The following is a 12,075-nucleotide window of genomic DNA, read 5'->3' on the forward strand; positions in this document are numbered from 1 at the left end:
GGGCGGGGTCAGATACCCAGCAACTGGCGCTGGCGCACGGCCGGGGCGCTGGTGGGGAACAGCGGGCGGGTGGGGATGTAGCGGGCGAGGGCGCAGGCAGCGGCGACGCGCTGGCGCTGGTAGCCGGTCTTCAGTACGTCCAGGCAGCGGGCCTCGCTCAGGGGCTGGCCCAGCAGGTAGCCGGTGCCCTTGGTGAAGCGCTCCTGATTGGCCTGCCACCAGGCTTCCACCCGTGCCGGGTCCGGCCAGGCCAGGTCGGTGTCCGGGTCCATGTCCACGTTCGGGTCGTCGGGGTCGTCCGTGGGGCCGGCGTCGTAGTCGGGGTAGACCTTCAGCTCCAGGTCCAGTTCGGCCAGGTCCGCCCCGGTGATCAGGGTGAAGGCTTCGCCGGCCACGCGGGCATGGGGCAGGTCGCCCATCTGCTGGATCAGCCAGGGCACCGTCACCGGGTCGCCGAACAGGCCGGTGGCCTGGATCACCAGGCGTCGATGCTGCGGGCTCTGCATCAGCCCGCGCAGCCAGGCGATGCTGGCCTCGCGGGGTTGCCAGCAGAGCAGGGCGTTGAGGGCCCGCAGGCGGAACACGCCTTGCTGCTCGGCCAGCAGGCGCAGCGGGCCCAGGGCCTCTTCGTCACCCATCTGCACCGTTGCCCAGTTGGCCCAGAAGCGCACCGCCTCGTCGGCGTGCAGGCGATGGGCACGGATGGCTTGCATCAGGTCGCGCCGGCGCAGTTCGCCGGCGGTGCGCGCGGCACGGGCCAGCACGCCGGGGTCGGCGTGGGAAAGCCCGGCGATCAGCGCCGGGCCCGGGTCGCGGCGGTGCATGCCGCAGGCGGCCAGGCCCAGGCGGCGGAACAGCGGCTCCTGGGACGCCAGCAGGCGCTCGGTCCAGGGTTCGACCTTGTCCCACTCCAGCCAGCCAAGGGCCGCGGTGAAGGCCCGCTCGCCGTCCGGCGCCTTGCGCAGGTGCTCGGCAAGGGTTGACAGCGCCGGGCCGTTGCCGGCCATGAAGGCCAGCGCGGTGGCGGCGAACACCTCGCCCGTGGCCAGCGGATGCAGCCCCTTGAGCAACAGGTCCAGCCCCTTGAGCCCGGCCACCAGCAGCCCGTCCAGGTGCGCCTCGATGCGGCCATCCAGGGTGCGCAGGTGCTTGAGGTCGTAATGCGGCGCGCGCACGGCATAGTCACGCAGGCCGGCGAGGAAGCCGGCCTCTTCGGCGTGCTGGTCGAGGACGATGGGCAGGGCGTTCATCGTCCTTCGCTCCTCTCGTCCCTGGAGGGGGTCAGTGCGCTATCAGCCAATTTGCAGGATCCGCTTCCAGGTGGAACCGTTGAACTCCATGACGTCCTTCGGGCCGATGGACCACATGATCCCGTCCGCGGCGCTGAGGTGGTAGCAGCTGCCCGGCACGTCATCACCGAAATCGACGGCCTTGAGCTTGCCGTCCACCAGGCGGTAGACGAAGTGGGTGGACGCCACGTAGACCTCGCCATTGAAGACTTCCATGCCCCAGAGGTCTTCGGTGGTGCTGTCGTGCTCGATCACTTCCCACTGGTCGCCACGGCCGCGCAGCAGGGTGCCGAGTTGGCCGCAGGCGTAGACGAAGCCGTCCGGCGCGCAGCGCACCTTGTACAGCGCCAGGTTGGTGGGGCTGGTCAGCTGGGTGAAGGTGGCGCCGTCGTATTTCCAGATCTCGCCTTCCCAGCCGACGGTGTAGATCTCCTGCTCGTCGAAGCCGTCAATGGATTCGAAGCTGGTGTCGGTGATGTCCACGTCGCCGCCCTGGGCGGACTGGTCGATGCATTTCCACTGGCTTTCGTCGGTGCGCACATAGGCCTGGCGGCAGGTGCCGACGGCATAGGCGCGACCTTTGGCGAAGGCGCGGATTTCACGCAGCGGGCCACGCTTCTTCGGGTCTACGCCGCAACTGGCGATGGGCGACTCTTCCTTTACCGAACCACCACCGCTGGCACGGATCGAGCCATCGGTACCCAGCACCAGGTAGCGCTCGGCGGGGGTGTGGCAGACAGTTCCGGAGCAGGCCAGCCAGTCGACGGCACCCGCACCCCAGGTGCCACGGTCCAGGGTGAACAGCAGGGAGCCGGTGTGCCCTTCGCTGATGGCCTCGTCATTGGTCGTGACCAGATAGCTGAGGTCTGAGTAGCGAACGGTTCCGGTACCGATGCTGTAGCCGCTGAATCGTGGATCTCGGGTGTCCATGGTGTTCTCCTGGGTGCTTTGAAATTAACGGGCGGATTCGCTGGCGAACATCTCCGCCGTCGCCTTGTTTCGTTCCGCCGGATCGCTGGTCATGGTGGCATTGGCCTTGATTGGCTTTTCCGGACCATCGTCCTTGGCTTTGTCGTGGTACTTGTTCAACTGGGCTTCCAGGCATTCCTGGGAGCAGTTGGAGTCGGGGAAGGTCTTCTTGGCAGCCTTGGCCCCGGTTTCAGTAGCTTTGGAGCGAGGCCATTCCCCGTTCTCCTGGCGCAGCGCCACCACGCCACGGCGGGTGTGCATCTGGCCGTGGGTGGCGGTGGTCTGGTTCGGCCCTTCGGCGCACATTACCGGTGCCTTGTCGGTGTTGTACTTGCTCCAGCCATCGATCTTGGTGCCGTCCCGGGGGCCGAAGGAAGCGGCGTCCACCAGGTGGTCGCCGGTCTGCCCCGGGCAGCAGCGGTTGGGCTTGTAGGGTGCCAGGAAGCAGCGCATGGCCTTCTGGCAGGGGTCGTCGTTCATGGTCTTGGCCAGCGCCCCGTAGTGGCCCTGCACCTCGGCATGCTTTTTCATGTACTCGGGGTCAGCCTGGAAGTTGTCGCCGGCCTTGTCCTTGGCCTGCTTGCGCGCCTTGGAGGCGGCCTGCAGTGCGGAAATGTCCGGGCAGATCATCTTCTTGCTGGTGTCGCCGCAGGCCTTCTCGGCCCGGTCCTTCTCGCCCGAGCATTGGGTGATGCCATCGGCGAAGGCCATGCGGTCCGCGTAGGTCCAGGGGGCCGTGTTGCCGGGTGGCGAGGCATGGTTGTGGGTGGTCAGGTCGAGGTGTCTGACCACGTTTTCCGCTTCGAATTTCACGTTCATCGACCAGGACGTGAAATAAACCTTGCCCTTGATCTTGCTGGTGATCACCCCTTTCTTCGGCGCGCAGCCGGCTTCGTCGCCATAGCTGGTCTTGAAGTAGCTCTTGTTCTTGAGCATCGCCTCCTTGCCGGTGATCTTGATGGTGCGCGTGCCGTTGGTGGTGTCGCTGGCCATCCCGGTATTGGGGTAGGGGATGGGCACCCCGGTGGGCGTGGGCGGCGCCTGGGGCGGGGTGAAGCAGACGTCCGGGAAGCAGGCGATGGCCTTGCCTCCCGCCGACTTGCAGGAGACCTCCATGTTGTTGGCGTAGACCTGGTTGCTCATCAGGCGGCCCTCACGTGCTGATAGGTGAGCAGGGCAACGGCACGCTGCCCCGCATCATTGCCGAGCTGGCAGCAGATATTCGGCCCGTCGCCGTAGTCCTTGCGGCTGGCGGCCAGGGCCACCACCAGCATGGCCGGGCCGATGGCGGCGCCGCATTCGCCGATGCAGTCGGCGGGGTGCCAGATATGGAAGAACTCCTTGCGCACGCGCAGGGTGCGGCTCAGGGCCAGGGATGCTTCCTTGAAGTAGTACTGCTCGCCGGAGAGGTCGGTGAGGCGGTAGTCCATGCTTTCGAGGCCGCATCCGGCTTCCGCGAGGGCGGTCTTGAGCGCCTGGGTCAGCCCATCCGCGCGCAGCTTCTTCTCTTCGGTATCCACCGTCACCGGCTCGACGCCGAAGCCCAGGGCGATGCAGGCCAGCTGGGGTGCGTCGCTCTGCACCGGCGCGCTGAGGGTGATGGCCGCGGCGCCTTCGCCGGGGATGAAGCCGTTGGAGTTCTGGCTGGTGAGCAGGCGGTCGCGCTTCTCGAATGCGCTCAGGGTGGCGCCGTTGAGGAAGGAGTCGACGCCGGCGACCAGCACGTGGCGGTGGCCCTGCTCGTGAACCAGCTTGCGGGCGTTGAGCAGGGCCACCGCGCCGCTGACGCGGCCACGGGGAATGAGGCTGGAGGCTTCGTGGAAGCGCAGGCCCAGCTCCTGCTCGATCTCGCGCAGCAGGCTGCGGTCGAGGTTGGGCAGGCGGCCCGGGCGCTCCTCCTCGGCGACGCAGAGCAGCAGCGGGGTTTTCTGTGGGTCCACACCCGGGGTCGTGGCCAGGGCTTCGGCAATGGCGCGGGCGGCCATCTTCACCAGCTTGATGCGGCCGCGCCAGGGTTGCTCGAAGGGTACGCTGGCGCCCAGCAGCCACTCACCGGCCTGATCGACGAAGCGGGTTTCCTGGAAGTTGTCGATGGCGCAGCGGATGGCTGCGCAACTGGAGGGGGCGTCCAGGCCCACGGCACTGACCATGCCGGTGCCGACGATGCACAGCGCGCTCATCGCAGGGCATCCTCGCGGGCACGCTTGGCCCGGCTCAGGGCATCCAGCGAGGTGTAGTAGTCCTTGCCCAGCAGGCGGGCGCGCCACCAGGCCCTGGGCATTTCGCCGATGAGAATCTGCGGGATCTCGAACATGTCCTTCTTCAGCACCCGGCTGGTGCGCCAGGTGATCTCCACCTTGCCGGCGTCGGTGTCGATCACCAGGGTGTCGATCACGGCATGGACCTGCTCATGCTGGTTCTTCTTCAGGAAGAAGGTCACCGGCACCTGCATCCTCGGCACCTTGAAACCGGCGCGTTCCTGCTTGGTCAGGTTGAGCAGCAGCACGTCCTCGCCGCCTTGCAGGTGTTCGGTCTGCTGGTCCGGCGGGGCGGCCTGGTAGTAGCGGGGGTCGAAGTCCGGTGGCAGGAAGGGGAAGTGGTCGGCCAGCCAGGCGTCGTCGTAGGTGCCGGCGTAGCTGATGCGCGGCGGCCAGTGGCGGCCGATGGGGCCGAGGGCCATGGGGGTGAAGTCGCCGTGGGGGCCGTCGATGGGCTGGCCCAGGGCTTCGGTATTGGGCATGGGCATGCCGACGATCTCGGCGGTGCCGGCGCTCTTCGGGTACCAGCCGGTGCCGGCCGGGTTGGGCAGGTAGGTTTCGGCGAAGTCCGGGCGGTCGGCCATGGCGCGGCTGCCGCCGAAGGCGTGGGCGTAGCCGATGTCCTGTTCCAGGAAGGGCTGCGGTACGCCGGGGCTGGCGCCGAGCATGCCGGGCTGCCACTGGCGCGGGCCGAGCACGGTGAAGGCCTTGCTGACCCGGCCGACGCGGATGCCGGCGGTGAACTGGGTGGCGGGGCGGCCGTTGGGGGCGTGGGCCTTGCCCATCACCAGCACGTCGCAGAAGGGTTTGAGCGGGGCGAAGTCCATTTCCTGGCGCGGCGCCGAGAGGCCGGGCTCGCCGACGTATTCGTCGGCCATCAGCAGCGGGCGCTGGACCTCGGCCAGGCGCGCTTCGCTGCCGTCCAGCGGCAGGTCGAAGGTGCCCTTGGCGACCACCACCAGGGACTCGCGCCCGTCGGGGGCCAGGCCTTGGGTGTAGGCGGCCATCAGGCGGGTGGCGTTGAGCAATTCCATGTGCGCGGCTCTGTCAGTTGATCTGCACCGAACCGCCCTTGATGCGGTTGACCCCGGAGGAGCGGCTGGAGAGGTAAGCGCCCTTGATCAGCACCTTGCCTTCGCGGGTGAGGGTGATGCTGGCCTTGCCGCAGCGCAGGACGATCTCGCGCTCGGCGGAGAACTCCAGGCGCTCGCCGTCGATATGCGCCACCGCCGGTTCCTTGCGGGTTTCCGGCAGGCGCTGGATGCGGCCGATCACCAGGGGCTGGGCCGGGTCGCCACCGACGAACATCAGCGCCACCTGGGTGCCGATGTCCTCGCGGGCGAGCACCGTGGTGGTGGTCGCGGCGATGCCGGTCTCCGAGGGGCAGCCGGGGAAGGCCACCACCGGGCTGGAGGCCTCGGGCACGTCGAGGAGGATGCCGATCACCACGCCGTCGAGGCGGGTGGCGGCGGGGGTGTGGATCTGGACTGTCATGCTCTGTACTCCCTGACCGAGCGCGGGCTCAGTTCTGCAGGATCTTCTGACCCTTGACCACGACGTTGCTGCTGGCCTTGATGTTGATCGCGCCGGAGCCGTCGATGGTGATGTTCTTGCCACGGATGACGATGGTGCCGTCCTTCTTCATGGTGATGCTGGCAGAGCCGGTGACCAGACTGATGGAGTCGCCTGCGTTGAGCGAGAAGCTCTTGCCGATGTCGACGCTGTCGTTCTGGCCGACATCGGTGCTGCGGTTCTGGCCGATGCTGCGCGACTCGTTCTTGCCGATGCTGGTGGTCTGGTTGCTGCCGATGTCCACCTGCTCGTTGGCACCCACGCTTTCGGTGCGGTCGGCGCCGATGGTGATGTTCTCGTTGCTGCCCACGCTCTCGGTGCGGTTGCTGCCGATGGTGATGTTCTCGTTGCTGCCCACGCTCTCGGTACGGTTGGTGCCGATGGTGATGTTCTCGTTGCTGCCGACCTTCTCGGTGCGGTTGGCGCCGATGGTGATGGTCTCGTTGCTGCCGACGTCCTCGGTGCGGTTGACGCCGATGGTGATCTTCTCGTTGTTGCCGACCTTCTCGGTGCGGTCGACGCCGATGGTGATGGTCTCGTTGTTGTCCACGGTCTCGGTGCGGTCGTGCTTCACGTGCACCGTTTCGTCGTGGTCGATGGTCTTGGTGCGGTCATGGCCGACCCAATGGGTCTCGTCGTTCTCGACCTCGATGTCCTGGTTCTTCTCCGCGTGGATGAAGAGCTGCTCCTCGCCCTTCTTGTCCTCCATGCGGATCTCGTTGAAGTTCGCCGGCGTGCCACCCTTGCTCGAGCGGCTCTTGGTGCCACTCTGGGTGGCATTGGCGGGCAGCTCGTAGGGCACGGTCTGTTCGGCGTTGTACACGCGGCCGGTGATGATCGGCCGGTCGGGGTCGCCTTCGAGGAAGCTGACGATCACTTCCTGGCCGATGCGTGGAATCTGGATATGGCCCCAGTTCTTGCCGGCCCAGGCCTGGGAGACGCGCATCCAGCAGGAGCTGTTCTCGTTGGACTGGTCGTGGCGGTCCCAATAGAAGTGCACCTTCACCCGGCCGTACTGGTCGGTCCAGATTTCCTCGCCCTTGGGCCCGACGACCATGGCCGTCTGCGGGCCCTGGACGATGGGCTTGATGGTGGTGGGCATGGGGCGGAAGGCCTGGGAGGCCTCGATGCAGTCGAGGGCGCTTTCGAACTGCAGCACGCCACCGGCGGAGCCGCTTTCGTAGCTTTCCTGGCTGACCGAATAGCGCGCGCCGACGATCAGGTACTCGCGGTTCTGGTCGTCGCGGGGGTAGCCGGTCATCTTGAACAGGTGGCCGCAGCCCAGGCCGCGGGCGTTGGTGCGCAGCTGCACGCGCTCGAACTGGGTCTGGATGGCTTCGATGCGGTTGCGCGCGTACTGCTCGCCGTCCTTGCTCTGCACGTATTCGCCCGGGTAGTCGTACAACGGGTGCTCGGCGTTGCTGTGGGAGCGGCTCACGGTGGAGCGTACTTCCAGCCGCGCGCTGGGGCGCTGGAAGTCATAGTCGTTGAGCGCCAGGGAACCCGGTTGCACCTCGCGGGCCAGGTACCACTCATAGATGTGGTCGCGCTCGCGCATCTGGTCTTCGAGCGGGTAGAAGGGCACCGAGGCGTAGTCGGCCACCGTCTTGTGCGCGCCATAGGCATCGGAGAGCACCAGCACGTGGCGCTCCTTTTCATGGCGGAAGTAGTAGTAGATGCCTTCCTGTTCCATCAGGCGGCTGACGAATTCGAAGCTGGTCTCGCGGTACTGCACGCAGTACTCCCACTCACGGTAGGAGCGTGACAGCGAGTCTTCGAAGTCGGAGAAACCGAGGTCGCGGAACACCTGCTTGATGATGTCCGGCACCGTCTTGTTCTGGAAGATGCGGCAGTCGGAGGTGCGCGACAGCAGCCAGAACCAGGGGCGCAGGCTGATCTGGTAGCCGGCGAACTGGCCGGTACCGGAAGTCTGGCTGCAGCGGCAGGCGATGCCGTGGAAGTAGCGCTGGCTGCCGTCGGGCAGTTCCAGGGAAACGCCCATGGGCTTGCCCAGCAGCGCATCCAGCTTGATCGAGTAGTTTTCCGAAACCAGGCTCAGTTCGTAGTCGAAGAGCCGGCCGAGCTCCTCGTGGCCGTCGAGCCGGTCCAGGACCAGCACGTTGGGCCCCAGCGGGCTGCTGACCTTGGCCATGCGGGCCTGTTGTGTGATTGCCATGCTGTCCTTGCCTCGTATACCACTGGGGATCGGAGCGAACCGCCAACGGGCCGACGTCAGGGTATCGACGCGGGGCGGGCAGGCCGGGATTTCCGGGGAAACCTTGGTCGAAGTATTAGCAGACGACGCTCGTCCCGGGCGCTTTTTCCGATATCCGCGAATCCATTCGGGGGTGGCGAGAAACAACTGTGCCGATCATGCGGCAGAGTCTCGCCGGCGATTGTTGTAGTGCAGAGCGGCTCCGCTGTCCAGACGCCCGTTCTTCGAGCGCCCGATGCGCGCTCCACTTCAAGACGGGGTTCACATTCATGGCAACGGGGCGGGCGAGGGGGGACAGGGGCCGGGTGCTATGCTCGCCGCCTGCCCGAACCCCGGAGCCCTCCATGAACGACACCCTCGAACGTGCCATCGCCCTGGCCTGCCGTGTGCACGCCGGCCAACGCGACAAGGCCGGCAAGGCCTATATCCTCCACCCCCTGCGCCTGATGCTGCGCTTCGACGATGCCGAGTCGCAGATGGTCGCCGTGCTCCACGACGTGGTGGAAGACGGTGACGTCGGCCTCGACGACCTGCGCGCCCTCGGCATTCCCGAACCGGTGCTGGCCGCCATCGACTGCCTGAGCAAGCGCGAGGGCGAAGGCTACGAGGCCTTCATCGAACGCGTCCGCCCCAACCCCCTGGCCCGCCGGGTCAAGCTCGCCGACATCCGCGACAACCTCGACGTCTCGCGCCTGCCGCACCTGGACGACAAGGACCTGGCGCGGGTGGCCAAGTACCACAGGGCGTTGCAGGTGCTGGAAGCACAGGGCTGACCTCGCGATTCCGGGCTGGCCCGTAGGAGCGAATTCATTCGCGAAAAGACCTGCAGCGCCTATCGCGCCCCATCGCGGATGAATCCGCTCCCACCCGACCTGCTCCCCTGTAGGTCGGGTGAAACCCGACAGGTCGCTCCCCGCGCAGATAAATCGAGACCTGGGGCATATCCAGCGGCCTTGCTCCTTGATGTTTGTTTCGCGTTCCCCGAAAATTTTTCGCCTCACCGGTTGTCGAACCCGCACCCCCGGGTCGCGACGAGGTATTCGGCGACCCGCTCATGCGCGATACAGACTAGGGAAGGCCTTCAGCAGTGACTCTCTACCGACTCCACGAGGCGGATCTGGATATTCCGGACTCCTGGCAGGACCAGAGCATCAACATCTTCAAACTGCCCGCAACGGGCCCCGCCAAGGAAGCCAGCTTCGTCATCAGCCGCGACCCCAGCAAGGGCGATGGCGTGTTCGCCGATTACATCGAGCAGCAGCTTTCCAATGCGCGCCAGCAGTTGCCGGGCTTCGCCCTGATCAAGCAGTGGGACATCAACATCCAGGGCTCACCCGCCGTGCTGCTGGATTACACCTGGCAGCGCGAAGGCCGCCAGCTGATGCTGCGCCAGGTGTTCATCGAGCTCAGCGCCACGGTGCTGATCGCCACCCTCACCACCACGCCCCAGGACCTGCCGTACCACGAGCCGGCCTGGAAGCAGGCGATGCAGACCTTCAAGCCGCTGCCTCCGGCGGCCTGAACCGAGCGCCGCGAGGCGCCCCGCAACAAGGATGTAGACGTAACCCATGGATGCACAGGCAGCAGCACGGCTCGGTGATGAGATAGCCCACGGTTTCGGCGTGGCGGCCATGGTCGCCGGCGCGGTGGCGGGTGCACTGATCGGTGCGGCGGTGATCGCCGCCACGGCCGCCACCGGCGGCGTGGCCCTGGCGGTGATGGCCGGCTCCATCGCTGCGGGCGGCCTGTCGATGTTCCAGATCCTCAAGGGCCTGAACACCATCTTCAACCTCCCCGAACCCACCACGGGGGTGTTGATACGGGGCAGCCCGAACGTCTTCATCAACATCCGCGCCGCCATGCGCGCGGGAGACGATGCCTCGTCTTCCTGCAGCGGCTTGCCCTGCAACCACCCCATCTGGCCCTTCGAGGTGACCATCGCCGAGGGCAGCGCCACCGTCTACATCAACGGCAAGCCGGCGGCGCGCATCACCAGCAAGATGGTCTGCGGCGCGCACATCAAGAGCGGCAGCGAGAACACCTTCATCGGTGGCCCCACCGAGCGGGTCGCCTTCGTGCTGGACATCGAGGGCTGGATGCATACGGGGCTGGAGGCCCTGGGCCTGGCTGCCCTGGGTGTCGGCCTGGTGGTGGCGGCCATGGCCGGCCTGGCCGCGCTGGCCACTACTGTGCTTATCGGTGGTGCCATCTTCGGCGGCATGGAGCTGCTGGGTGACCTGGGCGACCGTCTCGGCCCCGGCTACCGCGACCTGCTGCAGGGCGTGGCCGGCATGGCGATGCTCGGCCTGGGGCCGAAGATGGCGCGCCTGGGCCGCCCGGCGGCCGAAGTGCCCAAGTTCAAGCCAGGTATCAGCGAGGCAGACATCCTCGCCATTCCCAAGGGCTCGCGTCCGCCGGCTACTGATTACCTGACACCGGAATACGTGTCCCAGCATCTGGGCCAGTTCGACAAGGGGGCCTCGCGCTTCATGACCAAGTCGAACCTCGACAAGTACGGGATCGCCCAGCGCGATGGCACCTCGTTCATAATGCCCAAGCACGAAGCCGACCAGTTGCTGGCCTCCACCAAGGGCAACAAGCGCGCCATGGAAGAGGCCCTGGGCCTGCCGAAGGACTTCCTCGAAAGCAACAGCCTGGTCCGGGTCGACATCCCGGAGCCTGGCAAGCTGAACCTGCGCATACCATCGGGTAACGAGGCAGGTGCCAACGAATTCTGGATACCGGGCGGCAAGCTGCCCAATGGCAATACGGAAGCTGTGATCGACGCTGGCAAGATCAGCTCCAGCGAGTTCAACTGGCTACCCTTGGATCTATAGAGGTAATGATGAAATTCACCGATCTGTTCGTCAGCCGGGAGTACCTGTTTTCCCTGGGGATCGAGGAGGAGTCGGGCCGTTTGTTCCTGTCGATTCCCGTGAGCAATGGTCTCGTTGATTACGAGGAGTATTACGAGGTCAACAAAGCGACTTTCGACTTGCTCGAGAACGATGTCGAAGCGGCGATCGAGTTCGCCCGTCGATGCAAGAACCGCGAAATGGATGACCTGCTGATGGTCAAGCCGGGCAAGCTTCGCGGCACCGCAATCTAGGTGGTTCAAAGCTCGCTTCGTCTCGCCCTCGCCAACGATGAACTGGACTGCTTCCTGGTGGGCGAGCCGTTCTACTTCCTCGAAGCGCGCAGCGACAACGACGAGCCGCAGAACGTGGTGGCCGCCTTCGACCAGTTGGTGGTGCCCTATTGGCGCGAAACCCGCGACCCGGCCTTCCCCCAGCGCTTCGTCGCGGCGCTGCTGAAGATCCTGGCCACCTACCCGGACCGCAACCGCGCCATCTACCTGGCCCACGACTGGGTCTGGTACTACCGCTTCTGCCTGGCGAAGAAACGCGCCCAGCCGGAAGGGCCCTATGGCGAGCTGTTCGAGGTGGACATGAACGGCGTGGCGATAGCCCTGCAACGCCAGCTGGAAGCCAACAAGGCCGCCCTGCAAGCCGACACCCGCTGGGCCGGCGCCGCCTGGAACAGCCCCGACGGCATGTGGACACCGCTGCTGCGCACCGCCGTGACCGTGCGCGACAAGCTCGGCGGCCCGGACTTCGTGCCGGCCAACGCCTGACGCACCGCCTGATGGGCAACGCCGTTGCCCTTGGGCGAATGAATTCGCCCCTACACCATCCCCAACCCGGGCGCCGTGCCGTGGCGCGCCTCGTGGGAGCGAATTCATTCGCGATGGAATACCCGGCGACTCGCCGCC

General features: G+C 66.3%; 12 protein-coding genes. 5 read left to right on the plus strand and 7 right to left on the minus strand.

The window, feature by feature from the left end:
- Positions 1-8 precede the first annotated feature (8 nt).
- The 7 genes from OEJ36_RS17225 to OEJ36_RS17255 are packed head-to-tail and all read right to left on the minus strand — an operon-like array spanning position 9 to position 8,264.
- Complete coding sequence (locus tag OEJ36_RS17225) at positions 9-1,250, minus strand: TIGR02270 family protein (RefSeq protein WP_263402552.1); 1,242 nt, start codon at positions 1,248-1,250, stop codon at positions 9-11.
- A gap of 42 nt (positions 1,251-1,292) precedes the next feature.
- The gene (locus OEJ36_RS17230; RefSeq protein ID WP_263402553.1) at positions 1,293-2,219 is read right to left on the minus strand and encodes a WD40/YVTN/BNR-like repeat-containing protein; all 927 of its coding nucleotides are present in this window, start codon (positions 2,217-2,219) and stop codon (positions 1,293-1,295) included.
- Positions 2,220-2,243: 24 nt separating this feature from the next.
- Complete coding sequence (locus OEJ36_RS17235) at positions 2,244-3,401, minus strand: PAAR-like domain-containing protein (protein WP_263402554.1); 1,158 nt, start codon at positions 3,399-3,401, stop codon at positions 2,244-2,246.
- Positions 3,401-4,438 carry a hypothetical protein gene (locus OEJ36_RS17240; RefSeq protein WP_263402555.1) on the minus strand — a complete coding sequence of 346 codons (1,038 nt, stop codon included), beginning with the start codon at positions 4,436-4,438 and terminating at the stop codon, positions 3,401-3,403. The genes OEJ36_RS17235 and OEJ36_RS17240 overlap by 1 nt, the downstream gene beginning before the upstream one ends.
- Positions 4,435-5,550: a DUF2169 domain-containing protein gene (locus tag OEJ36_RS17245; RefSeq protein WP_263402556.1), complete on the minus strand. Its 1,116-nt coding sequence runs from the start codon at positions 5,548-5,550 to the stop codon at positions 4,435-4,437. The genes OEJ36_RS17240 and OEJ36_RS17245 overlap by 4 nt, the downstream gene beginning before the upstream one ends.
- Positions 5,551-5,563: 13 nt before the next feature.
- A complete protein-coding gene (locus tag OEJ36_RS17250; RefSeq protein ID WP_021217654.1) occupies positions 5,564-6,010 on the minus strand; it encodes a DUF6484 domain-containing protein in 447 nt (148 codons plus the stop codon).
- Positions 6,011-6,038: 28 nt separating this feature from the next.
- Entirely contained in the window at positions 6,039-8,264 is a 2,226-nt protein-coding gene (locus OEJ36_RS17255; protein ID WP_263402557.1) for a type VI secretion system Vgr family protein, read from the minus strand.
- Positions 8,265-8,647: 383 nt separating this feature from the next.
- Here OEJ36_RS17255 and OEJ36_RS17260 point away from each other — a divergent pair, with 383 nt between their 5' ends.
- From OEJ36_RS17260 to OEJ36_RS17280, 5 genes are all read left to right on the plus strand, one after another.
- Positions 8,648-9,076: a GTP pyrophosphokinase gene (locus OEJ36_RS17260; protein WP_263402558.1), complete on the plus strand. Its 429-nt coding sequence runs from the start codon at positions 8,648-8,650 to the stop codon at positions 9,074-9,076.
- 314 nt (positions 9,077-9,390) lie between these two features.
- The gene (locus OEJ36_RS17265) at positions 9,391-9,825 is read left to right on the plus strand and encodes a DcrB-related protein (protein WP_184492199.1); all 435 of its coding nucleotides are present in this window, start codon (positions 9,391-9,393) and stop codon (positions 9,823-9,825) included.
- Positions 9,826-9,871: 46 nt separating this feature from the next.
- Complete coding sequence (locus tag OEJ36_RS17270) at positions 9,872-11,140, plus strand: PAAR domain-containing protein (RefSeq protein ID WP_263402559.1); 1,269 nt, start codon at positions 9,872-9,874, stop codon at positions 11,138-11,140.
- 8 nt (positions 11,141-11,148) lie between these two features.
- Positions 11,149-11,412, plus strand: a complete 264-nt coding sequence (locus tag OEJ36_RS17275) for a hypothetical protein (RefSeq protein WP_263402560.1) — start codon at positions 11,149-11,151, stop codon at positions 11,410-11,412.
- On the plus strand, positions 11,413-11,937 hold the full coding sequence (locus OEJ36_RS17280) for a hypothetical protein (protein WP_263402561.1): 525 nt from the start codon (positions 11,413-11,415) through the stop codon (positions 11,935-11,937). It begins immediately after the preceding gene.
- Positions 11,938-12,075: the final 138 nt, after the last annotated feature.

The sequence above is a fragment of the Pseudomonas sp. PDM13 genome (assembly GCF_025685765.1).
Taxonomy (GTDB): Bacteria; Pseudomonadota; Gammaproteobacteria; order Pseudomonadales; family Pseudomonadaceae; genus Metapseudomonas; species Metapseudomonas solani.